The sequence below is a fragment of the Rhodococcus sp. Q1 genome (assembly GCF_004153645.1).
Lineage (GTDB): Bacteria > Actinomycetota > Actinomycetes > Mycobacteriales > Mycobacteriaceae > Rhodococcus > Rhodococcus gordoniae.
Genome location: NZ_SDMJ01000004.1, coordinates 299,432 through 322,196, shown reverse-complemented (window position 1 = coordinate 322,196; position 22,765 = coordinate 299,432). Strand labels below are relative to the sequence as shown.

At 68.8% G+C, this 22,765-nt stretch carries 24 protein-coding genes and 1 riboswitch; of the genes, 13 read left to right on the top strand and 11 right to left on the bottom strand.

Features of this window, described 5'->3' with window-relative positions; translation table 11 throughout:
* Nucleotides 1–188 precede the first annotated feature (188 nt).
* A complete protein-coding gene (locus EQ874_RS13785) occupies nt 189–2,468 on the bottom strand; it encodes a helicase-associated domain-containing protein (RefSeq protein ID WP_129977118.1) in 2,280 nt (759 codons plus the stop codon).
* Nucleotides 2,469–2,527: 59 nt separating this feature from the next.
* Here EQ874_RS13785 and EQ874_RS13780 point away from each other — a divergent pair, with 59 nt between their 5' ends.
* Complete coding sequence (locus EQ874_RS13780; RefSeq protein ID WP_006551681.1) at nt 2,528–2,716, top strand: hypothetical protein; 189 nt, start codon at nt 2,528–2,530, stop codon at nt 2,714–2,716.
* Nucleotides 2,717–2,865: 149 nt separating this feature from the next.
* On the opposite strand, the gene EQ874_RS13775 is transcribed toward EQ874_RS13780, so the two are convergent.
* From EQ874_RS13775 to EQ874_RS13765, 3 genes are all read right to left on the bottom strand, one after another.
* Nucleotides 2,866–3,456 (bottom strand): resuscitation-promoting factor Rpf1 domain-containing protein, encoded by a 591-nt coding sequence (locus EQ874_RS13775; RefSeq protein WP_026002975.1) that lies wholly within the window; start codon nt 3,454–3,456, stop codon nt 2,866–2,868.
* Nucleotides 3,457–3,466: 10 nt separating this feature from the next.
* Nucleotides 3,467–3,601: riboswitch (cyclic di-AMP (ydaO/yuaA leader) on the bottom strand.
* 326 nt (nt 3,602–3,927) lie between these two features.
* The gene (locus tag EQ874_RS13770; RefSeq protein WP_064064778.1) at nt 3,928–4,320 is read right to left on the bottom strand and encodes a YccF domain-containing protein; all 393 of its coding nucleotides are present in this window, start codon (nt 4,318–4,320) and stop codon (nt 3,928–3,930) included.
* A complete protein-coding gene (locus EQ874_RS13765; protein ID WP_037222384.1) occupies nt 4,317–4,559 on the bottom strand; it encodes a hypothetical protein in 243 nt (80 codons plus the stop codon). The genes EQ874_RS13770 and EQ874_RS13765 overlap by 4 nt, the downstream gene beginning before the upstream one ends.
* 192 nt (nt 4,560–4,751) lie before the next feature.
* Between EQ874_RS13765 and EQ874_RS13760 the strand changes: the two genes are divergently transcribed.
* Nucleotides 4,752–5,159, top strand: coding sequence for a cold-shock protein (locus EQ874_RS13760; RefSeq protein WP_172506139.1), 408 nt, complete (start codon nt 4,752–4,754; stop codon nt 5,157–5,159).
* A 65-nt stretch (nt 5,160–5,224) separates the two neighbouring features.
* On the opposite strand, the gene EQ874_RS13755 is transcribed toward EQ874_RS13760, so the two are convergent.
* The 3 genes from EQ874_RS13755 to EQ874_RS13745 all read right to left on the bottom strand — a co-directional run bounded on the left by EQ874_RS13755 (nt 5,225) and on the right by EQ874_RS13745 (nt 8,298).
* Nucleotides 5,225–5,713 (bottom strand): DUF2771 domain-containing protein, encoded by a 489-nt coding sequence (locus EQ874_RS13755; RefSeq protein ID WP_064064777.1) that lies wholly within the window; start codon nt 5,711–5,713, stop codon nt 5,225–5,227.
* Nucleotide 5,714: 1 nt separating this feature from the next.
* Complete coding sequence (locus EQ874_RS13750; protein ID WP_129977117.1) at nt 5,715–7,391, bottom strand: MFS transporter; 1,677 nt, start codon at nt 7,389–7,391, stop codon at nt 5,715–5,717.
* A gap of 91 nt (nt 7,392–7,482) precedes the next feature.
* On the bottom strand, nt 7,483–8,298 hold the full coding sequence (locus EQ874_RS13745; protein ID WP_129977116.1) for a glutaminyl-peptide cyclotransferase: 816 nt from the start codon (nt 8,296–8,298) through the stop codon (nt 7,483–7,485).
* Nucleotides 8,299–8,433: 135 nt separating this feature from the next.
* Between EQ874_RS13745 and EQ874_RS13740 the strand changes: the two genes are divergently transcribed.
* The 3 genes from EQ874_RS13740 to EQ874_RS13730 are packed head-to-tail and all read left to right on the top strand — an operon-like array spanning nt 8,434 to nt 12,615.
* On the top strand, nt 8,434–9,240 hold the full coding sequence (locus tag EQ874_RS13740) for a DUF3027 domain-containing protein (RefSeq protein WP_115311546.1): 807 nt from the start codon (nt 8,434–8,436) through the stop codon (nt 9,238–9,240).
* Nucleotide 9,241: 1 nt separating this feature from the next.
* Complete coding sequence (locus EQ874_RS13735) at nt 9,242–12,079, top strand: ATP-binding protein (RefSeq protein WP_129977115.1); 2,838 nt, start codon at nt 9,242–9,244, stop codon at nt 12,077–12,079.
* On the top strand, nt 12,076–12,615 hold the full coding sequence (locus EQ874_RS13730; protein ID WP_064064774.1) for a phosphatase PAP2 family protein: 540 nt from the start codon (nt 12,076–12,078) through the stop codon (nt 12,613–12,615). The genes EQ874_RS13735 and EQ874_RS13730 overlap by 4 nt, the downstream gene beginning before the upstream one ends.
* Nucleotides 12,616–12,653: 38 nt before the next feature.
* Here the strand turns inward: EQ874_RS13730 and EQ874_RS13725 are convergent, their stop codons facing one another.
* Nucleotides 12,654–12,905, bottom strand: coding sequence for a DUF2530 domain-containing protein (locus EQ874_RS13725; protein WP_016935129.1), 252 nt, complete (start codon nt 12,903–12,905; stop codon nt 12,654–12,656).
* A gap of 81 nt (nt 12,906–12,986) precedes the next feature.
* Between EQ874_RS13725 and EQ874_RS13720 the strand changes: the two genes are divergently transcribed.
* From EQ874_RS13720 to EQ874_RS13685, 8 genes are all read left to right on the top strand, one after another.
* Nucleotides 12,987–14,456 (top strand): NCS2 family permease, encoded by a 1,470-nt coding sequence (locus EQ874_RS13720; protein WP_064064773.1) that lies wholly within the window; start codon nt 12,987–12,989, stop codon nt 14,454–14,456.
* 44 nt (nt 14,457–14,500) lie between these two features.
* Nucleotides 14,501–14,932 (top strand): MarR family transcriptional regulator, encoded by a 432-nt coding sequence (locus tag EQ874_RS13715; protein ID WP_026002996.1) that lies wholly within the window; start codon nt 14,501–14,503, stop codon nt 14,930–14,932.
* A gap of 110 nt (nt 14,933–15,042) precedes the next feature.
* Nucleotides 15,043–15,849, top strand: coding sequence for an RNA methyltransferase (locus EQ874_RS13710; RefSeq protein ID WP_129977114.1), 807 nt, complete (start codon nt 15,043–15,045; stop codon nt 15,847–15,849).
* Nucleotides 15,846–16,118, top strand: a complete 273-nt coding sequence (locus tag EQ874_RS13705) for a DUF2537 domain-containing protein (protein ID WP_064064771.1) — start codon at nt 15,846–15,848, stop codon at nt 16,116–16,118. The genes EQ874_RS13710 and EQ874_RS13705 overlap by 4 nt, the downstream gene beginning before the upstream one ends.
* Nucleotides 16,119–16,221: 103 nt before the next feature.
* On the top strand, nt 16,222–16,647 hold the full coding sequence (locus EQ874_RS13700) for a hypothetical protein (RefSeq protein ID WP_016932827.1): 426 nt from the start codon (nt 16,222–16,224) through the stop codon (nt 16,645–16,647).
* Nucleotides 16,648–16,954: 307 nt separating this feature from the next.
* On the top strand, nt 16,955–17,371 hold the full coding sequence (locus EQ874_RS13695) for an SHOCT domain-containing protein (RefSeq protein WP_016932825.1): 417 nt from the start codon (nt 16,955–16,957) through the stop codon (nt 17,369–17,371).
* 209 nt (nt 17,372–17,580) lie between these two features.
* Complete coding sequence (locus EQ874_RS13690; protein WP_064064769.1) at nt 17,581–18,006, top strand: hypothetical protein; 426 nt, start codon at nt 17,581–17,583, stop codon at nt 18,004–18,006.
* Nucleotides 18,007–18,139: 133 nt separating this feature from the next.
* On the top strand, nt 18,140–19,723 hold the full coding sequence (locus EQ874_RS13685) for an alpha/beta-hydrolase family protein (RefSeq protein WP_129977113.1): 1,584 nt from the start codon (nt 18,140–18,142) through the stop codon (nt 19,721–19,723).
* Between the two features lie 36 nt (nt 19,724–19,759).
* Here the strand turns inward: EQ874_RS13685 and EQ874_RS13680 are convergent, their stop codons facing one another.
* From EQ874_RS13680 to serC, 3 genes are all read right to left on the bottom strand, one after another.
* Nucleotides 19,760–20,461 (bottom strand): hypothetical protein, encoded by a 702-nt coding sequence (locus EQ874_RS13680; RefSeq protein WP_064064768.1) that lies wholly within the window; start codon nt 20,459–20,461, stop codon nt 19,760–19,762.
* Between the two features lie 14 nt (nt 20,462–20,475).
* A complete protein-coding gene (sepH, locus tag EQ874_RS13675) occupies nt 20,476–21,330 on the bottom strand; it encodes a septation protein SepH (protein ID WP_165369252.1) in 855 nt (284 codons plus the stop codon).
* 221 nt (nt 21,331–21,551) lie between these two features.
* The gene (gene serC, locus EQ874_RS13670; protein WP_016932820.1) at nt 21,552–22,673 is read right to left on the bottom strand and encodes a phosphoserine transaminase; all 1,122 of its coding nucleotides are present in this window, start codon (nt 22,671–22,673) and stop codon (nt 21,552–21,554) included.
* Nucleotides 22,674–22,765 lie beyond the last annotated feature (92 nt).

Sequence of the window (22,765 nt, the reverse complement as noted above, 5' to 3'; positions counted from 1 at the left end):
AGGAGTGACCCGGGAGATCTCGACGCTCCTCGGCGAACCCGGATGGTGCCACCGGTCCGATGTCGAACAGATCGGTGATCGAGGACTCGAATCCATTGCCGCGGAATCTGTTCCGCGGGAGCACATGAAGGGGGCGGGCTCGTGCGCGACCGGCCGCCGAATGCCGACGGCCGCACCCGGTTCCGTCGTCAGTCGACCAGCGCCACCGAGGTGACACGGTGCAGCACGAAGCTGCGCACCGAGCCCGTCGCCGGGTCGAAAGCCTGCACCTGTCCGCCGCCCACCGAAACCGGGTCGACGATCCGCCGCGTCGCCACCCCCTGGGCGTCGACGTAGCCGAGGGTGACGCTGCGCTTGCCGTGCACGGCGAGCTGCAACAGTGCGAGAGTCGCCGCGCCCCCGGATCTGCTGCCGTCGCCGCGCGCCGAGGCCGTCGGCGTCGCGGCCTCCGCACGGTCGCCGGCGCGCAGCGTACGCACCAGGGTGTCGAGCTGCTCGCCGCTCGGCGCGGTCGGTCCGGCGTAACGGGCGCGGGCGCGCGGCATCGCGACACGGACCCCTCGGGGCCGTAGATCCACGATCGCTCCCGAGGCGTCCTCTCCGGCCGGAGCGAAGCCCGCGGCACGCAGCTCGGTGAGCACCTCGGCGAGCGGTGCCTGCGAGATCGCGACGGTCGGGGCGACCGCACGCAGAGCGAGCATCGCGGCGACCGGGGCGGACAACACCTCGGTGAGGAGAGCTGGGTCGTCGGCGCGGACGAAGGACGTCGCAACACCCGCGCGCAGACGTCCGTGGCGACGCGCGACGTCGTCGATCAGATAGGTGAGCGATTGCGGCACCGGGGTACGGGAATGCGTCGCGAACAGACCGTGCAGGTCGCTCGCGCCGAGACCGGCGTCGAGCGCGCGCCGGATGCTGTTGTCGCCGATCCGGTAGACCGTCGCGGCACCGGCCGATTCGACGTCCGCCACGAGTGCGATCCGCTCGCCGAGTTCGGGGACGAGCGGTCCGGGAGCGACGACCGTCAGGTCGGCCTGGACGAGCACGTAGTCGACGGGTTCGGGCAGCACGGCCGCCATCTCGGCCTCGGCGTCGCCGCCGTGCAGCAACGCCTTACCGGGCGACGCGAGCATGCCGTGCGCGACGAGACCGAGGGTCGTCGCCTCACGCACGGTCTCCACGACGCTCGTCGTGTCGAGACGACCCGCCCAGCGAGGACGACGCCACGCCGCAGCCGCACGGAGATCGGCGACGTCCGTGCCCAGTGCCGGCACGTCGGAGAGGACGTCGAGCAGCAGTCGCCGATCGCGGGCGGCTGTGGGGGACTTCACCTCGTCGGAGAGTGCGGCGACCGGCTTGTCGTTCTGGTCGCGCCGGCCGATCAGCCAGGGGCGCCGCGGCAGGTCGAGCCAGGCGCCGGCCAGGACCGCCCAGCGGTAGGCGGGGGAGGACGCCAGCCACGCGTCGGTGGCGGTGGTCGGGGCCCAGTGATCGTCGTCGCCGGGTGTGGGCGGGTCGGGAAGGCCACGCGCGATCAGCCCGGCGCCGGCGAGGACCTCGACGACCAGCGCCGTCTCGTCGTCGTCGAGGCCGACCGACTTCCCGATGCGATGCAGTTCGCGGACACCGAGTCCGCCGGCCTTGAGGACGGGAGCGGGTTGCGCGCCCAGCACGTCGAGGACGTCCTCACAGTGCCGCAGCAGTTCGAGGGCGGCACCGGCGGCGGTCGCGTTGACGTCGGCGGTCGACCGGGTGGGTTTCGGCGCGCGCGGGGGAGCGAGCGCCGCCGGGTCGAAGGGTGCGTCGTCGCGCAGCGCCTGACCCACCCGGTGGGGGAGTTCGACGGTCTCGTCGTCGATGCGGAGGAGCAGTCCGGCGGCGAGCAGTTTCTGCACGGGCCGCTCGCCGGGTGTTCCGGGCGCGGCGTCGCGGGTACGGCCGATCGGGGACGTACGGGACAGGGTGTCGAGGATGCTGCGCTGCTCGGGCGGTAGCGCCGCGAGGAGATCGTCGAGTTCCTGCCGGGACGGACCGGCGACGTCGCTGCTGCGTCCCACGCGCCACGGGACGGCGTCCACGGCGGCAGCGGACAGACGCAACTCGTCGGTGGATCCCCAGACCAGTAGCAGCGACCGCAGGGTGGACAGGATCCGGTCGAGATTCCTCGCGCTGAGCCGGCCGGACACCTCGTCGAGTACGGCGGCCCGGGTCACGGGGGACACGACCGCTCCGAGACGCGCCAGCACCTCGATGATTCCGAAGGTGGCGGTGTCGAGCTCGTCGGCAGCACGGAACACCGAGGCGCGTTGCTGTGCCCGGTTGGCGAGCACGTTCATGCTCGCCGGTGGCGGCACCACGAGGTCGGGCCGGGCACGCAGCGTGGCAGCGAGATCCGTGTCGCGTCGACCTGCCAGCCAGCGGGCGAGGGAGTCCGAGGCGGTGTCGGGAGCGGGCGTGGTCGGGGACATCCCCTCCAGATTAGAGACCTGCGGTAGCAGGCCCCGAACTCACCTGCCAAAATGAGCGCATGGCTACCTCTTCGAAAAAGCACTATGTCGACCACGGATGGCCCGAGCTGGCCGACGGTGAGCACGCTGTCACCGAACTGTCGTCCACGCGATCCGGTCCGCTCTCCCCCTACGGTGAGGACACCGTGTTCCCGTTGCCGGTCGAGGACCTGCCCTACACGCACCCCAAGACGGTGATCAACCGCTGATCGCGGATCACCGATTCGGCTCTTCCGCACTACGCCCGGTCCTTCGCAGGGGCCGGGCGTCGTCGTTCTCAGGGTCCATGCCGGGTCCGCGCATGCGGAAAGGCCCCGCACCATCAGTGGTGCGGGGCCTTCCCGGGATGTTCGGAGTGTTACTGCGGGAGCACCGCGCGAACGGCGTCCAGGATGTTCGGGTCGAGCTCGACGCCGGCGTCCTGGAGTGCGGTGACGCCCTGCTCGAAGCCGGCCAGGATGCCCTGGACATCGGCGGGGAGGGCGGGGGTCTCCGGAAGCTGCGGGACAGCGTTCTCGATGCTCGGCGCCGGGGTCTCCGCAGGAGCGCTGGGGACCGTGTCGACGGAGCGCTGCGTGGGCGCGCTCGACAGTCCGAGGCTCGACGAGCAGGAGGGCCATGCGCCCCAGCCCTGGCCGGCGAGGACACGCTCGGCGACGGCGATCTGCTGTTCGCGGCTGGCCTGGCTGGCCGAGGCAGCGTATTCCTGGCCGCCGTAGGCGTTCCAGGTGCTCGGCGAGAACTGCAGGCCACCGTGGTAGCCGTTGCCGGTGTTGATTCCCCAGTTGCCGCCGGACTCGCACTGTGCGAGGCGGTCCCAGTCGGAGTCGGGGGCGGCAGCGGCGGTGCCGCTGAACGCGACACCCGTGACGCCGAGGACTGCACCCGTCAGCGCGAACTTCGCGACGGTACGACCGGTATTGGTGGGCTTGCGATGGCGTCCGCTCATGTCGGTTCCGTGTTCCTCTCCGTACGCACCTACGAGGTCAGCTGTCGGGTTCGGGCTGAAGAGGTTGCCCGGCCGTGTCGCTCCGTTGGGAGCGCCTTCGGCTTCACCCCGAGGGCCGTCGCGCTTGCGTCGGCCCGGGCCTCCTGGACACCGTCCGGCTGTGGGCCGGTCGGTTCCTGGGAGACCGGTGGGTCCCCCGTTTCCTGTCCCCTGTGGATCGTTCGTCGGGATTTCCGGAACCACGGGACAGGAATTTGGCGCGGCGGTTCCGGACCGGCCGAGCCTGGCGGTTCGACCGGACATGACGGTAACGGCCCGAGGGCGAAGTGTCACCAATTGATAACGCGCCGATTCGAGGGTCGGCGAACGCGCGCATCGCGTACCAGGGAATAAAGTCCCAGGTAGTGGAGTTCGGGTACCTGAAAATCCGTTTCGAGTCCCGCTCGTTATCCCCCTGTTATGTGATAAAGATCACATATAACTCGGGCGGGTCTCCACAGGAACGATCTCCTTCCCCAGGGGCATCAGGGAGATCGGGATCATCTTCAGGTTCGCGATCGCGAGCGGGATACCGATGATCGTCACGGCCATGGCGATCGCCGTGGCGATGTGCCCGAGGGCCAGCCAGATGCCGGCGACCACGATCCAGATGACATTTCCGATCAGCGACGCGGTACCGGCCGTCGGTTTGTCGACCGTCGTCTTGCCGAACGGCCACAACGCGTAGACACCGATGCGGAACGACGCGATGCCGAAGGGGATGGTGATGATGAGGATGCAGCAGATCAGACCGGCCGCGAAATAACCGAGCGCGAGCCACAGGCCGCCGAAGATCAGCCAGATGATGTTGAGGAGGATCCTCATGTCCGGTCTCCGTTCCGTGCGCGCCGGCCCGAGCTCAGCGCGAAGGCGATGGCGAGCGCGAAGCCCAGCGGCCAGGCGAGGGTCAGCAGATACAGCACGAGCCCGGGCTTGCCGTCGGTGATCACCGGGGTGAGGAAGATGGCGAGGACGGCCACCACGCCGACGGCGAAACACACGATCGCGGCCTTCAGGAGGCCGTTACGCGGAGCGGCGGACGAATCCGAAGATGAAGTACCCACGTGACCACGGTAGTCGTCGCGGGGTCCGGCGGTGAGGTCCGGGAGCGGGAAGACGATTCGGGGGGACGCACACCCCGGCAGGTACACTGGCAGGCGTCTACGCGTCCCACTCGACCGAGTCGGGGCGCGTTGTTTTGCATGGTAAACGGGTTGCCCCGTGGGGGCACAGCTGTCGAGGAGCGGGTGAGCGCGGTGCCGACCGGCAAGGTGAAGTGGTACGACGTCGAAAAGGGCTTCGGCTTCCTGTCCCAGGACGAGGGCGAGGACGTCTACGTGCGTGCCTCCGCGCTCCCCGAAGGAGTGGAAGCGCTCAAGCCCGGGCAGCGCGTCGAGTTCGGCATGGCAGTGGGTCGCCGGGGTCCGCAGGCGCTGAAGGTCGAGCTCCTCGAGCAACCCACGCTGCGGCAGGGACGCCGCGAGGCTCCTGTCCAGCAGAAGCGCCGCGCACCGGACGAGCTGCACGGCATGGTCGAGGACATGATCAAGCTGCTCGAAGCAGCGGTACAGCCCGATCTGCGGCGCGGGCGCTATCCCGACCGCAAGACCGGTCAGCGCATCTCCGAGGTCATGCGGGCGATCGCGCGCGAGCTCGACCACTAGAAACGAAACACGCCAGGCCGCCTCGCTACCGGCGAGAGCGGCCCGGCGTCGTTCGTGCGGCCGGATCAGAAGGTCTTCACGGCCCAGACTGCGTGCGCGATCGGTTCACCGGCCTCGTCGACCACGGCCGACGGCAGCTGGATCTCGACCCCGAGCAGCTGCAGCTCGGGAGAGCTCTTCACAGTGAGCGTCCGACGCGCCCCGGCCTCGAACATGGCGCCGTCGACGTAGGTCTGACCGGTCTGCGTGTCGCCGTAGACGGTGATGATGCGCCACGGAGCATCGGCGATCTCCGCGGGGAGCGACAACTGCAGCGGGTAGCCCGCCGGCACGTCGAGCTGACCGATGGGGTTCTCCACGCAGTCCTCGAGATAGAGATTGCAGTGTTGCGCGGGGTCGACCGTCACGGTCTTTCCCCGGGCGTACGCGGTGATGGTCGGAAGCGTGGGCTCGGCCGAATCGACCAGTTTCCACACCGTGGCGGCGACTCCCCCCACCACGATCACCAGGGCCACCAGCAGCAGCGCGAGAGTCTTCTTCGTCCGGGCCTGCAACTCAACTGTTCCAATCTTCGGTGGGGGATCCGCCGGCGCGTCGTCGCCCGGCAGCCGTCTCGGTGGAGACGCGTTCGGGTCGACGGCCGCCGAATCCCGGTAGCAACGTCCCCCCACGGTATGTCAGCACCGTCTGTGCGAATCCGACGACCAGCACCACGGAGACCACGGCGAATCCGAGCCACAGTTCGGTGGGCAGCAGCACGCCCATCGCCCCGCCGAACACCCAGCTGAGCTGGAGGACGGTCTCGGACCGTCCGAATCCCGACGCGATCGATTCCTCCGGGAGGTTCTGCTGGAGCGACGCGTCGAGCGAGACCTTGGCGAGCGCGCTGGCGCACGCCGCGACGAGCGCCGCCAGGGCTGCGGTCAGGACGTTGCCGGTCGCGGCGACCACGGCGGCCACGACCACGACCGCCGCGGTGCACCGCACGACGATCAGGGCGGGCCGCCCCAGCGCGAGTCGCGCTCCGGTCGCATTGCCGGCGAAGTTGCCGATCGCGGCGGCGGCGCCGACACCCCCGAGCATCGCGGCCTGCATCAGCGGATCCTGTCCGGTGGTGTTCTTCGCGACGAACGCCATGAACAGGGTGAGGAAGCCGGTGAGGATGCGGATCGTGCCGTTGCCCCACAGTCCGGTCACGACGGCCCGTCCGAGGGGCTGTTTCCGTTTTCCGGACTTGGTGACGATCACCTCGGTCACGGTGTCGGAATGCAGCACCTCGGTACGCGCATCGGAGCGGTGGTACGACAGTGTCGCCGGTACCTCGCCCTCGGTGACCTCGACCCAGGCCGGGATACGCATGCTCAGATAGGCGCCGAAGGCGGTGATCCCGGCGCACAGCCACAATGCTCCCGCCGACCCGAACGCCCACGCGGCGGCCGCCGCGACCGCGCCGGCGCCGATCGTGCCGCCGACCAGGCCGAAGACCGTCAGCCGGGAGTTCACCCGTACCAGATCGATCTCCGGTGGCAGGACGCGTGGGGTCACCGCGGATTTGAGTACCGCGAACGATTTGCTCAGCACCATCATGCCCAGGGCGGCCGGATACAGCAGCCAGCTGTCGAAGTTGAACACGAGCACCATCGCGAGCACCGTGCGCAGCGCGAAGGACGTCGCCAGCGCGAGACGGCGACCGTGCTGCAGCCGATCGAGCAACGGCCCGATGAGCGGCGCGATGATCGCGAACGGCGCGATCGTGATGAGCAGATACAGCGCGACCTTCGTCTTGTCCTCCCCGGTGGCCGCCGAGAAGAACAGGGTGTTCGCGAGGGCGACGGCGATTGCCGCATCGGAAGCGAAGTTCGCCATCGTCGCGTAGGTGAGCGCGGTCAGTCCCGACTTGTCGGCGCCGTCGGCGGTGGCGGCCCGGCGGAACGTCGCGATGCCCTTCGAGGTGAGTTCGCGGCTGCGCAGAGCCGCGACCCGCGTCACCGTCAGCTTCCGCGGCATGCGCGGAGCGCGCGGTGCATCGGTGCCGGACGCGGACTCGTCGCGATCGGCACCCGGCGCACCCGCAGGTCGGCGCGGGTGGTCGACGGGATGCAGGGGTGGCAGGGGAGTGCGACGTCCCGAGACGCGGCGGGGAGGCGGATAGTTGCTGTACCCCGGATGCTGCGAGCCCGGGGCAGGTCGGTCTGCTCCCTCTGGGGCGGGTCGCTCGTCCGGTTCGGTCACGTCTTCGATTCTTCCCCACGCTGTAGCGGCTGTAACACAAGGGCGGGTCGTGGCCCCGGTGAGGCGTGTCGCGATCGGTATGCCACCCGGATCACCCCACGAAACGCACCTCGAACAGGGTCGGCCAGTACTTGCCCGTCACCAGGAACCGGTCGGTTCCCGGGATCTGCGCGATGCCGTTGAGGACGTCCACCTCGGCCCCGTCGGGCAGCAGATCGCGCAGCGGCGCCGCGTCGATCCGCGCGTCCACCCGGCCGGTGGACGGATCGATCCGCACGATCTCGTCCGTCTGCCAGACGTTCGCGTAGACACTGCCGTCCTCGGCGCACTCGAGCTCGTTGAGATTCGTCACGGCGCGGCCCTCCCGGTGCACGGTGACGCGTCCGATCTCGGCGAAGGAGGTGGGGTCGCGGAAGATCAGCTCGGCCGAGCCGTCGCTCATCACCAGACGGTCGGGCCGGGCGCACAGCCCCCAGCCTTCGCCGTCGTAGCCGACGCGGCGCTTCTCGAGAAGCGTGTCGCGATCGCGCACGACGGCGGTGCCGTCCTTCCAGGTCAGTTGCCACAGCTCGTCGTCGACCACGGTGATGCCCTCCCCGAAGAAGTCGTCGAGGACGGGCTCACGGGTGCGTTCGGCTTCGGCGAGTGTGAGGGTGCCGCCGTCGACGTCGACCTCCCGCGCCGAGACCCACGAGTGTCCGGCACGGCCGGTGCCTTCGAGCAGTTCGTCCTCGTCGATCTCGAGGCCCTGGGTGAACGCCTCCGGATCGTGAGGGTGTGTGGCGACGACCTCCACACCGAGCTCGGTGGCCGGTGGCCCGGGTTCGGCGACGAGATCGTCACCGCATCCGGCGGTGGTGACGCAGACGATCGCCGCGACCGCGGCCGAGAGAAGAAGACGGGACACGCGCCCATCCTGCATCGCATGTGCGACCCGCGTCTGCACCAGCTTCCGCGACCCGCGGGCGCCCGGGCCGACAGGTCAGGCAGAATGGGGGCCGTGAGTGTTGCCTCTGCTTCCGCTTCCCGAGGAACGAACCCCGTGGTCGATCCGGCGGTGCGTTCCGTGCTCGCCGACGCCGCCGACCTCGCTCGGGCCGCACTCGACGAACTCGGAGACGGTGGAGTCGGCGCCTATCTGGGCGTCACGCGCGAGGACGAGTGCTCGGCCACCCACCGCTTCGTCGCGGAGCTTCCGGGCTACCGCGGTTGGCAGTGGGCCGTCGTCGTGTCCGCCGCACCGGATTCCGACCGGGTGACGGTGAGCGAACTCGTGCTCCTGCCCGGCCCCGACGCCCTCGTCGCGCCCGAGTGGGTGCCGTGGAGCGAGCGGATCCGTCCCGGCGATCTCGGTCCCGGCGATCTGCTGGCTCCCGCTCCCGACGATGTGCGGCTGGTACCCGGCTACATGCAGTCCGGCGATCCCGAGGTCGACGAGACCGCCCTCGAGATCGGGTTGGGCCGCAGGCAGGTCATGAGCCTCGAGGGTCGCCTCGAAGCAGCGCAGCGGTGGTTCGACGGCGAGTACGGCCCCGGTTCGGAGATGGCGAAGGCCGCCCCGTCCTCGTGCCGCCTGTGCGGTTTCTACCTCCCCCTCGCAGGTTCGTTGCGTGCGGCCTTCGGGGTATGCGGCAACGAGTTCGCCGCCGACGGTCATGTCGTGCACGCCGAGTACGGGTGCGGTGCGCATTCCGACACCTCTCTGCCCACCGGCGCCGGCTCCCCGCTGTACGAGGCATTCGACGATTCGGCCGTGGAGGTCGTCGAACTCGGCTCGGCGCCCGCCGAGTCCGCGGACGAGCCTGCCGCTGCCGAGTCGTCCTCGTCCGAACCGGAACAGACCGACTGACGTGACCCGGCCGGGCCCCGCGGATCCGTTCGGGACCGCGGCGTTACGCGAGGGAATCCTCGCGGCGTGGTCGTCGTCGCCCACCCGCCTCCGGGAGGACGCCGCCACCGAGGCCGATCACGTCCGTGCGGGGTACCGCGATCGCGTCCTGACCGAACTCGCCCAGAACGCCGCCGATGCCGCCGCGCGCGCCGGTACACCGGGGGAACTGCGGGTACGGGTCGCCGACGGTCGGCTCCATGTCGCGAACATCGGCGAGCCGCTCGACGTGGGCGGTGTCCATGCACTGACCGCGCTGCGCTCGTCGAACAAGAGCGGTACCGCATCCACAGTGGGACGGTTCGGTGTCGGCTTCACCGCGGTGCTGGCGGTCTCCGACGACATCGAGGTCCGTTCGCGGACCGGCTCGATCCACTTCTCGGCCGAGCGCACCCGCTCGGTCCTCGCCGAGCGGGGCCTGCCGGAACCGGAGTCCGGTGTCCCGGCGCTGCGCCTCGTGTGGCCGACGGCGACACCACCGGTGCCCGGCAGCGACACCGAGGTCGTGCTGACCCTGCGTGCCGGGGTCGACCCGGTCGCGCTGCTCGATGCCTTCCGCGCCGAGGCCCACGACATCCTGCTCGAACTTCCCGGCCTGCGCACCGTCGTCATCGGCGACGACGAGTTCACCCGCCACCGGCGCGAACTCGACAACGGCCTGGGGGAGGTGCGGATCGGCGGTCGCACCTGGTGGGAGTTCACCGGATCGTCGGCGCGGTGGCTCGTCCCCGTCGTGGACGGCCGGGTCGCACCGGTCGGCAGCGACGTCCTGCGCGCTCCCACCCGCTCCGACGAGGAGTTGTCGCTGCCCGCGATCGTCGTCGCCGACGTCGCGATGCAACCCGACCGGCGGCGCGTGCTGCCCGGGGCCCACGTCGAGAACGTCGCCCGCGGGTACGCGCGGTTCGTCGCGGCTCTGCCCCCCGACCAGCGACTCGACCTCGTGCCCCTCCCGGGCTTCGCGCGCAGCGAGGTCGACGGCAGGATCCGCGAGGCGATCCTCGACGACCTGGCCGCCGGAGCGTGGCTTCCCGCAGCCGACGGCGACGCCGATCTGGTACCGGACCGGGCCGTCGCGTTGCCCGGTCTCACCGACGAGCTCGCCGACGTCCTCGGTGAGGTCGTCCCCGGGCTCGTGATCCCGGAGCTGTGCGGCCCGCGACATTCGTCGGCGCTCTCGGCCGTCGGAGTGCACCGGCTCGGTCTCGCGCGACTGGCCGAACTGCTCTCCGGCCACGAACGCGATCCGAAGTGGTGGAACCGCCTCTACGAGGCGCTGACTCCGCTCGTCGTCGACGCGGTGGCGGCCGAGGAACTCGCATCCCTGCCGGTTCCGCTGTCGGACGGCCGGACCGTGACCGGCCCGCGCACGACCGTCCTCGCGACGCAACTGCAGGATGTGGGCGCGGTGTCGATGCCGTGGGTGCGCCTCGTCCATCCCGAGGCCGCGCATCCTCTGCTCGCCCGGCTCGGAGCCGGCACCGTGACGGTCGAGGATCTGCTCGCCGACCCGGCGCTCGCCGCCGCCGTCGAGGACGCCGATCCCGACGACATCGACCCGGACGGCGATCTCCCGGCCGGCGAGCTCGCCGACGTCGTGCTCCGGCTGGTGCCGTTCGCCTCCGCTGCGGCCGTGCCTCGCGAACTCGGGGCGTTGCTGCTGCCCGACACCCACGGCGATGCCGTTCCCGCCGACGAACTCCTGCTCCCCGGCGCGCCGCTCGCCGAGGTGCTGGTCGAGGACGCACCCTTCGGCACCGTCGACCCGTCCGTCGTCGACCGGTACGGGGCCGACGCGCTGCGCGCGATCGGTGTGGGCTGGGGCTTCACGGTCCTCCGCGCCGACCTGCCCACCGGTCCCGATCACGACCTGCCCGACGAACACCTCTGGTGGGAGCGACTCGACGACGATCCCGAGACACTCGTCGCGGTGCGCGATCTCGATCTCGTCGACGATCGTCGCTGGTCACGGGCGCTGACCCTGCTGGCGACCGAACCCACTACGGCCGAGGCGCTCGCCGACCCTGCCGGATACACCGCGTGGTACCTGCGCACCCGCGCGTCGCTCGACGGCCGGCCCCTGGGGCACTACCGCTTCGCCGACGACGTCCTGTTCGACGGTCTCCTCGATCCCTGCACCCATCCCGACGCGGCCGCCTTCCGCGGTGCCCTCGCCGGAACGGTGATCGAAGACCTCGACCTGGCACAGACACTGCTCGACCGGCTCGCCGACGAGAGCCGATCGCCGGGACCGGCGGCGATCGTCGCCGCTCACGACGCGCTCGCCGCGGCCTTCTCGTCGGGCGGTCTCGATCCCGAGTCGGTCACCCTGCCCGACGGGGTGCGCAGCCTGGCGGGCACCGTCGCCGATGCCGCGGACGCCCTCGTCCCCGACCGTCCGTGGTTCGCGGCCGTCATCCCGCACGACCGGCTCGTCACCGGCGGACGGGGAACCGCGCACGCGCTTGCGGACGTGCTCGACATCGCCGTGGCGTCGGCGGTCGTCGACGCCGAACCCGTCGAGCAGGGACACAGCTCGACCTGGGAACGCGAGCCTGCCGCCGTCCTGGCCGGGATCGTCGCCGGTGTACCGCTGCCGCGCGGGGTGCTCGCCCTGCACGACCGGCTGGTCGTGCGCTGCTCCGGGGCTCTGGCCGGTGAGATCGAGGTCGAATGGTGGGTCGATGCCGCCGGCACCGTCCACAGCACGCCGAAGGGCCTGGCCGCCGCGCTCACCGCGCTCGCGGCGGGCCGCGCGACCGTGGTGGCAGCTGCGCCGCACCGGGGAACCGGACCGTGACGATCGACGTCGCGGTGCTCGACTGGATGGTCTCGATCCGCGAGCCCGTACTGACCACCACAGTGACCGTCCTCACCCATACGGGTGGGGGAATCGCGACGAGTCTGATCGCGACGGTGACGACGTTGTTGCTGGTGCGCGCCGATCGTCTGCGCGATGCTGTCTTCGTGGCCGGTGCCGTACTGACGGGCTGGCCGGTGATGTCGCTGCTCAAGCATCTGTTCGGCCGCGTCCGGCCCCCCGAACCCGAACGACTGGTCGTCCTGCACACCGAGTCGTTCCCTTCGGGACATGCGATGACCAGTGCCGTGCTGGCCACGGTGCTCGTGGCGGTGGTGGTGCGCACGTGGCCGCGGGGGGATCGTCGCCGGACGGTCGCGACGGCGGCGCTCGCAACGTACACCCTGGCCATCGGGTTCTCCCGCGTCTACCTGGCCGCGCACTGGTTCACCGATGTCGTCGCGGGCTGGATCTTCGGGATCACATGGGCCGTGCTGTGGGTGTGGTTGATCACTCGCGTGCGGATCCGCCGCTGACCCGCCGTGGGTGTCTCGCGGACGGCGGTGTACGGGAATCAGTCCAGACCCACCTGGGCGCCGCGGTCGCCGCGACGGGCGGCGCGACGCTGCAGCAGGAAGAGCGCAGTTCCCAGCAGCCCCACCAGGATTCCCGCCACGCAGATCGGTAGCGCATCGTCGCGGAGATCGCCGCCGACCCACAACACGACGACGGTCGCCACCACCCACAGAGCGGTTCCCACGGCGAGCGCGGGGCGGGGGTCGGCGAGGCGTCGGATACGGGCGGCGACGAGCTGGGCGGGTTCCACGGATTGCAGATTAGTTCCTTCGCGCTGCAATAATCGGTTCCCGTTGCGACGCCCCGTACTCGACGAGCGGATTTTGTGGACATGGCCGTAGGCACCGACTCCAAGCGAACGTCCTTTCTGGACGCCTATTTCAAGATCACCGAGCGCGGTTCGACCGTGTCCCGGGAGGTGCGTGGCGGCATCGTCACGTTCTTCGCGATGTCGTACATCGTGGTCCTCAACCCGCTCATCCTCGGTAGTTTCTCCGCCGACGACGCGAGCGCGAAGGTCGACGTGCTGGGCAACATCCTGCCCATCAATCAGGTCGCGGCCGTCACCGCGCTGGTCGCCGGCTTCATGAGCATCGTCTTCGGTGTGGTCGCCAACTATCCGTTCGCCATCGCCGCCGGCCTGGGCATCAACAGCCTGCTCGCGGTGACCATCGCCCCGCAGGTGACCTGGCCCGAAGCGATGGGTCTGGTGGTCATCGACGGCATCATCATCGTCGTGCTGGCCCTGACCGGCTTCCGCACCGCGGTGTTCAACGCCATCCCGGCGGAACTGAAGGCCGCCATCGCCGCCGGTATCGGCGCCTTCATCGCCATGATCGGTCTCGTCGACGCCGGCTTCGTGCGCCGCATCCCCGACGCCGCCGGCACCACCGTTCCGGTCGGCCTGGGTATCGACGGATCGATCGCCTCGTGGCCGACCTTCGTCTTCGTCGTCGGTGTCCTGCTGATGGGTGTGCTCGTCGCACGCAAGGTGCGCGGCGGACTGCTGATCGGCATCGTCGTCACGACCATCCTGTCGATGATCATCGAAGCGGTCACGGACGTCGGTCCGTCCCTGGGCACCAACCCGAAGGGCTGGAACCTCAGCACCCCCGAGGCCCCGGACTCCTTCTTCGGGATCCCGGACCTGAGCCTCGTCGGCAATGTCGACCTGTTCGGCGCGTTCACCCGCATCGGCGTGATCGCCGCGACGCTGCTCGTGTTCACCCTCGTCCTCGCGAACTTCTTCGACGCGATGGGAACCATGACCGGTCTCGGCAAGGAGGCCGACCTCGCCGACAAGAACGGCACCCTGCCGGGCATCGGCAAGGCCCTCGTCGTCGAGGGCACCGGCGCCATCGTCGGTGGCGGCGCCTCGGCCTCCTCGAACACGGTGTTCGTCGAATCGGCCTCGGGTATCGCGGAAGGAGCCCGCACCGGCCTGGCCAACGTGGTCACCGGCGTGTTGTTCCTGCTCGCGATGTTCCTGACTCCGCTGTACGAGGTGGTCCCGATCGAGGCGGCCGCTCCGGCGCTGGTCGTGGTCGGTGCCCTGATGATCGGCCAGGTCCGCGACATCGACTTCTCGGTGTTCGCCGTGGCGTTGCCGGCCTTCCTGACCATCATGGTCATGCCGTTCACCTACTCGATCGCCAACGGCATCGGCGTCGGCTTCATCACCTGGGTGGTCCTGCACGCGGCCAGCGGCAAGATCCGCACCATCCATCCGCTGATGTGGATCGTCGCGGGGCTGTTCGCCCTGTACTTCTCGGTCGATCCGATCACGGAACTGCTCACGTAGAGGGCCGAGGCGTGTTTCGGGCGATGTGACGTATTCTGCACGCCATGATCTCGGATACACGCGCACTCGCCGGTGACCTCTCACTCGCCGTTGTGCGTCTGACGCGTCATTTGCGGGGGCGACGCACCGATTCCCGAGTTTCCCTGACCCAGATCTCGGCGATGGCCACCCTCGCGCAGGAGGGTGCGATGACCCCGGGGGCGCTGGCTGCGCGCGAACGCGTCCAACCGCCTTCGATGACCAGGGTCATCGCCTCGCTTCACGAACTCGGCCTCGTCGAGCGGACACCGCATCCCACGGACGGACGACAGATCATCGTGACGTTGTCCGACGCCGGGACCGAGTTGCTCGCCGACGAAGCCCAGGCACGTGAAGTGTGGCTGACCGAACGGCTCGAGAATCTCGACTCCGCATCGCTCGCGACGCTGCGCGAGGCCGTGGGTATCCTCACGGCGCTGGTCGCGGAAGACGACTGACCGTACCCCCGGTCGCGTCGACCTCGTGTCACGGTCGCGTCGACCTCGTGTCACGGTCGCGTCGACCGACCCGGTGCGGGAGGGGACGCGGACGCTGGGAGAATGTCCCGGTGGTTCACGTCATCGACATCGACGATCCTTCCGACCCCCGGGTCGACGATTTCCGCGATCTCAACTCGGCGGATCGTCGGCCCGACCTTCCCGGTCGGAAGGGGCTGGTGATCGCTGAGGGTGTGCTGGTCGTCCAGCGCATGCTCGATTCCCGGTTCTCTCCGGCGAGCCTGCTCGGAGTGGGTCGACGGCTGGACGAACTCGCCGGCGACCTGTGCGACGTCGACGTGCCCTTCTACCGCACCGACGCCGGAACCATGGCCGAGATCGTCGGGTTCCACCTCAACCGAGGCGTGCTCGCGGTCTCGCATCGACCCGCACCGTTGTCGCTCAACGAGGTCCTCGACAAGGCGACCACGGTCGCGGTGCTCGAAGGGGTCAACGACCACGAGAACATCGGCTCGATGTTCCGCAACGCGGCCGGCCTCGGTGTCGACGGTGTGCTTTTCGGGAAGGGCTGCGCCGACCCGTTGTACCGCAGGGCGGTCCGCGTGTCGATGGGGCACGTCCTCCGTGTTCCCTTCACCCATCTCGACCGATGGCCGTCCGACCTGGATCAGTTGCGTGGCAAGGGATTCCAGCTTATCTCGCTGACCCCCGATCCGCAGGCGATCCCGCTCGCGGAAGCGATGACGGAGGAGAAGGTCGCACTGTTGCTCGGTGCCGAAGGCCCGGGTCTGACCGAGCAGGCGATGCGGGCGACCGACGTGCGTGCCCGAATTCCCATGGCGCCCGGCACGGATTCGCTGAACGTGGCCACCGCGGCGGCGATGGCGTTCTACGAGCGGGTCCGGCTGCCGCGATGATCCCGGCTCGCGACCCCGCGCCCACCCCGTGGGGGACGGGGCTCACACTGACTGCATTCTCCTTCGTCGCCACCGTCATCGCCGTCGTGGCCTGCGGCCGGGTGCTCGGCCGGATCGATCCGGTTCTCGCGGTCGTCGTCAACATCGTGACGGCCGCGGGAATCGTCCCGACCGTGTGGTCGTGGCTGCGGGTGCCGGTGCTGCGCTGGCTCGCGGCCGGTGTCGTGGGCGGCGTGCCGTTCGGATGGCTCGCGCTGCTCGTGGCCTGACCGTTCCGGGTGTGCTCACCGGCGGAGGAAAATCGTCAACCCCCACTGGAGAATTCCGGCGGAGCGCACACTCGATGATGACGGGTCGTCCGGAAGGAGCATCATGTCTCACAATGTGCATGCCGATCGGGAGGAAATGTCGGTCAAGCAGGGTCTGGCCGCGGGAACGTCGGTCGGCGCCGCGATCATCATGACCTTGATCGGCGCTCTGCAGCTGTTGCAGGGGATTGCGGCGGTCGCCGAGGACGAAGTGTTCGTCACCGGTCAGGAGTACGTGTTCAGGTTCGATCTCACCACGTGGGGGTGGGTCCACATCGTCGTCGGTGTCGTGATGGTGATCGTGGGCATCGCGTTGATCTCCGGGGTGACATGGGCGCGGGTGTCGGCGATGGTCATCGCCGCGCTGTCCATCCTGGTGAACTTCATGTGGCTTCCCTACTATCCCGGGTGGGCGCTCGCGATCATCGCCCTCGATGTAGTGGTCATCTGGGCGGTCGCAACCTGGAACCCCCGGGCGGTGTACTCCTGATCGACCCGATCCGGGACCGAAACGCGCCGATTGCGCAAACCGGTGCCCTCCACCCGGGAACGGGCGTATGGTATATCCGGCCCTCCCGAACAGAGGGACGGAGGTCGTCATGACCGAAGATGGACCTGCCGAAGCCCGAATCGGACAGTCGTCACGATTCGACACCGGTGTCGACGAGTGGACCGGGGGCCGCGAGTAGTGGCAGTGCCGTTGCGGCACACCGCAGGACAACAGAATTCGAGATCTTCATTCTCCGGTGGTTTCACAGGGCATCGCCCGCCATCGGTTCGGCCGGGGAGGTTCGGCTATGGATTCATTCTGGGACTACGTGTGGTACACCGTCGTCGTGTTCGCCTTCGTGGCGTATCTGATCGTCCTGTTCCAAATCATCGTCGACCTCTTCCGGGATCACTCCGTATCCGGTTGGGTGAAAGCGGTGTGGGTCATCGGTCTGGTGGTCCTTCCGTACCTGACGGCGTTGGTCTACCTGATCGCTCGCGGTCGGGGAATGGCGCTGCGGGCACAGCAGGCCCAAGCGGAGGCGAAGCAGGCCACCGACGAATACATCCGGACCGTGGCGGCCGGGAAGTCCCCGGCTCAACAGATCGCCGATGCGAAGGCCCTGCTCGACTCCGGTGCGATCACGCCCGCGGAGTACGAACACCTCAAGGCTCAGGCGCTCGGTAACGCCACGACCGGACGTGACGGCGTGCCCATCGCGTGAATCATCGTCGCGGGGAGGGCACTGCGACGGTGCCCTCCCGTGGTCGGCTCGTGCGTTCGACGCCTCGTCGCGTCGAGAAGCCGGCGGTCGAAAATTCAAGGGTGGCAGCATAACCCGAAGACACCCTTGCTTCCGAGAATCGGATCGTAATCGCTCCTCGTGAGGAGCGGCGCACGGTCGATGTCTTCTTCCTACACGAGAGGATTGTCATGTCGCAGGATGTACGCCCCGACCGGGGCGGGACGAGTGTCAAACAGGGCATCGCCGCAGGCACCTCGATCGGCGCAGCGATCATCCTGGCAACCGTCGGCATCGTCCAGATCTTCCAGGGCATCGCCGCGGTGGCCGAGGACGAAGTCTTCGTGCGGGGCGTGGAATACACGTTCAAATTCGACTTCACCACGTGGGGATGGATCCACATCGTCCTCGGTGTCGTGATGCTGGTCGCCGGTCTCGCGTTGATGAGCGGCGCCACGTGGGCTCGCGTCACGGCCATCGTCATCGCCGCGTTGTCGATCCTTGCGAACTTTATGTGGTTGCCGTACTACCCGTGGTGGTCGATCCTGATCATCGCGCTCGATGTGGTTGTGATCTGGGCGGTCTCGACCTGGCAGCCGCGTTCCGACTACTACTGACGCGGCCGTGCAGGAAGGCGGTCGCGGCGTTCGGGGCGGACCGGTCGGGAACATCACGACCGAGTCCGGCGCTTCCCGTTCGCAGCGACGACGGAGTGCACTGCATCTCACGCTTCCCGGGTGTTGGGGTGCAGTGCTTTTCGCATGTTTGTCCTTCACCCCGTCGTTGCTTCCGCGCGGTGGGATCCTGCAGGGGATGATCTGCGGGATCACTGCCGCGATCGGATACGGCCTCGGGGTGCTCCTCGCGTTCGTGTGGCGCGCGTTCGCCGACCGGCCTCCTCGGTCTCCCAAGGCTCCGTCGTGGTGGATCTTCGGAGTCTGCGGGGCGGTCCTCTTCGCGGTCTTCTTCGGGCTCGGCCAGTACTGGCAGCACGAAATCCGATCTCTGATGGGGATTTCCGAATACGATCTCGTGTTCACGGTGCTCTCGCCGGTCATCGCGGTACTGGTGTTCGGCCTCCTCCTGGCGACCGGACGCGGTATTCGTGGTCTGTATCGCTGGGCGGCGAAGACGCTCGACCGGTGGATCGGGCAGCGAGCCGCGAACGTCGTGGGATGGGTGCTCGTCGCCGGCCTCGTGTACGCGCTCGTCTCCGGCGTGCTGCTCGCAGGTTTCATCGACGTCGCCAACACGGCGTTCTCGGCACGGGACACGAAGACCGAGGAAGGTGTGCAGCAACCGACGACCGCGCTACGCTCCGGCGGACCGGATTCGGTGGTGCCGTGGGATTCCCTGGGGTGGCAGGGGCGGATCTTCGTCGGGCAGGGTCCGTCCACCGAGCAGATCGGCCGGTTCACCGAAGGTCCTGCCCTCGAACCGATCCGGATCTACGCCGGTCTGGCGTCGTCCGAGGACACCGAGACGCGAGCGGCGCTGGCGGTCGAAGACCTCACGCGGGCAGGCGGATTCGAACGCCGGAATCTGGTGGTGGTGACGACGACCGGAAGTGGATGGGTGGACCCGGCCCTGGTGGACTCCGTCGAGTACCTCACCGGCGGCGATGTCGCGACCGTTGCCATCCAGTACTCCTACCTGCCTTCGTGGATCTCCTATCTGGTCGACCAGTCGAAGGCGAGGGAAGCCGGACGCGATCTGTTCGACGCGGTCTACGACGTCTGGTCCAAGCTTCCTCAGGACGCCCGCCCCCGATTGTTCGTGGCAGGTGAGAGTCTCGGTTCGTTCGGTGGGGAGACGGCCTTCAGCGGCGAGTACGACCTGCGCAATCGGACGGCGGGTACGGTGTTCGCCGGTCCTCCGAACTTCAACGTCCTCTTCCGGGAGTTCAGTGATCGCCGGGACGAGGGCAGCCCGGAGGTCGAGCCGGTCTTCCGGGACGGTCGCACGGTGCGATTCACGAACGACCCGCAGGCGGGTATTCCTCCCGACGGCGCTCCGTGGGAGGGAAGTCGGGTGCTGTATCTGATGCATCCGTCGGACCCGATCGTGTGGTGGAGTCCGCGTCTGATTACGAGCGAACCGGATTGGATCGGTGAAGCCCCCGGTCGCGACGTGCTCGAGGACATGGTGTGGATACCGTTCGTGACCTTCTGGCAGATCACGGCAGATCTGCCCTTCTCCACGGGTGTGCCGGCCGGTCACGGCCACAAGTACAGCACCGAGTACGTGGACGCCTGGGCCATCGTCCTCCAGTCCCCGGACATCACGTCCGAGGACGTCGACTCCCTGAAAACCACTATCTCAGAAGGAGAGTGAACAGACCGGTGGAGAATCCGGGGTAGGGGCGGGAGGTCAACGCGCCACGAGGCGCCGCCACCAGCCGGTCTTCGGAGCCGGGGCGGTGACCTGCGGGACCGGGGTGCGCAGCGTGAAACTCCACGTCTCGATCTCGCGCGGGTCCGGTTCGTCGTGGCGACGCCCGACGTAGCGGAATCCGAGCCATGCGCCGTGCGCCTCCTCGACGAGCTTGCGGGGGTGGAAAGGCAGGGACTCCGGGGGCGGTGGGATGTTCGGCGGCCAGCGGAGCGGATGGTCACCCGCCCAGAACGGCCGTTCCCACACGAACGGCAGGCCCTCGTCCTCGAAGAACTCGACCGTGCTCGCCCCGAAACTGCGTCGCAGCCTGCCGCACTCCCACACGGCGAACGATCCCCACGCACCGGCCGGATCGGAGGCCAGCAGGCAGGTGTGTTCCGCGGCGGGCGTACGCAACCACATCGAGGGAAGCTCCGATGGGTGGCGCAGTGCGAATCGGCGGCTCGACACGACCGTCACGCCGGGATAGCTGCCGACCCAGAACCGTTCGACCGAATCCGCCGTATCGTCTCGACCGACCTCGGTCAGCGGAACCCGCACCCCGGGATCGACCTGAACGTCGGGGAACATGCGCGACAGAAGTGCCTGCGCCGCATCACGATCCGGGGAAAACTCGCGCAGGACCGCGGCAGGATCGGGTGCGTCGACGTACCAGAGCGTCGACACCGTCGCCGACATCGCCGACGTCTTCCTCAGACGCGTCCGTTACTGCGCACACCGAGCAACACGTCATCCCACGAGGGGAGGGCCGGCTTGCCGCGCTTGTCCTTCGCGGGGGCCTGTGGTGCCTCGTCGCCCACGGTGGCGGCAACGGCAGCCTCCTCTGCAGCGGTCGGCTCGGGAGCCGGTTCTTCGGCAGCGGGGGACTCCAGTGCGATCGGGGCGTGACGTTCGGCGTTCTCGGCCTCGGTGGAATCGTCGACGTCGCGCGCCGAGTAGACCGGGGTCAGGTAGCGCAAAGGACGACCGCAATCGGGATCCACCAGATCGGCCGCGATGTCGTCGAGAGCGGTGATCGTGCCACCGTGCGCATCGGGCTGGTACCGCCAGTGGGCCCGGTTCGTGGAACGACCGGCGTGCCACCGCAACTGCGCGACCCAGAATCCGTCGTCGTCGCGCCAGGCATCCCATTCGGCCTCGTCGAGGCTGTGCCCACGGGCGCGGAAAGCATGCGTGACGATGTCGAGCAGGGTTTCGACAGCAGGTCCGTCGGGTCGGACCGGGTGACCCTTCTTGGCCATGTCGGCGGCCCGGGACCGTTCGAGCAGAACGGGATAGGCGAACCGTTCGACCTTGGCGACGGGGATGCCCGCCTCGTCGGCCACCTGTTCGACCGAGGCGCCCCCGCGGATGCGGGCCTGGATCTCGCGAGGACGGAGCTGGCTGGTCGTCTCGATCTGGATCTGGCCGAGACGGGCCAGATCCCCGCGAGCGGCTGCGCGCAGGGTGTCGTCGACGGGAATGCGGAACTTGTCCCCCGTCGTGGGATCGGCGAGCACCACATGCTTAGCATCGGGCTCGAGACCGACCACTCGAAGCTCTCGCACCTTGACCTCCTCGCGCCGATCGCGATTGACCCGCCCGACTGTAACCGACCGCGATATTTTTCGTGGCCGGACACGCCGCGCCACGCCGAGTGGCATCGCAAGAAATCCGGCGCGGCGCGTTATCGTCCAGGGTTCGCCGAAATGTCTCGATGCGAGGTCGAGACTCGAACGACAGCGGGGCCGGGTCCGATCCCGGACCCGGCCCCGCTTCGCGAGCGTGCTCAGAGCTGGGAGACGACCCAGTCGATGCTCTTGGTCAGCTGCGAGACGTCCTCGGGATCGATGGCCGGGAACATGCCGACGCGCAGCTGGTTGCGGCCGAGCTTGCGGTAGGGCTCGGTGTCGACGATGCCGTTGGCGCGCAGGATCTTCGCGACCTGGGCTGCGTCGACCGACTCGGCGAAGTCGATGGTGCCCACGACCTGCGAACGCAGTGCCGGATCGGCGACGAACGGGGTCGCGTACTCGGATGCCTCGGCCCACTCGTACAGGCGCGCGGACGAATCCTTCGTGCGGGCGACCGCCCAGTCGAGCCCGCCGTTGCCGTTCATCCACTCGATCTGGTTGGCGAACAGCAGCAGGGTGGCCAGCGCCGGGGTGTTGTACGTCTGGTCCTTGCTGCTGTTGTCCACCGCGATCGGCAGCGACAGGAACTCGGGGGTGAAACGACCCGACTCCTTGATCTCCGCGACACGCTCGAGCGCGGCCGGGCTCATCAGCGCGATCCACAGACCACCGTCGGCGGCGAAGCACTTCTGCGGAGCGAAGTAGTACACGTCGGCGTCGGCGATGTTCACCGGCAGGCCGCCGGCACCCGAGGTCGCGTCGATCGCGATCAGGGCGTTGTCGGAACCGGCAGGGCGCTGCACGGGAACCGCGACACCCGTCGAGGTCTCGTTGTGCGCCCAGCCGATGAGGTCGGCCGACGCGTCGGCGACGATCTCGGGGGCCGAACCGGGCTCCGAACCCACGACGATCGGGTCGCCGATGAACGGGTTCTTCTTCGCGACGGTCGCGAACTTCGACGAGAACTCGCCGTAGGTGAAGTGCTGCGAACGCTCCCGGATCAGACCGAACGCCGCGGCATCCCAGAAGGCGGTGGTGCCACCGTTGCCGAGGACGACCTCGTAACCCTCCGGCAGGGAGAACAGGTCGCGCAGACCCGAGCGGACACGGGCGACGACGTCCTTGACCGGCTTCTGCCGGTGGCTGGTGCCGAACACCGAAGCGCCGACATCGACCAGCGACTGCAGCTGCTCGGGACGAACCTTGGAGGGGCCGCAGCCGAAGCGGCCGTCTGCGGGCTTCAGGTCGGCGGGAATGATCGGTGACGCGTCTGCCATCGGAATGCGTGTCCTAAGAGTCGAGGGACATGGTGCACAGGTAGTCTAGACCGCCTCCTCGGAGCCCCGGCCGGGCGCTGGTCGGGCCCGGC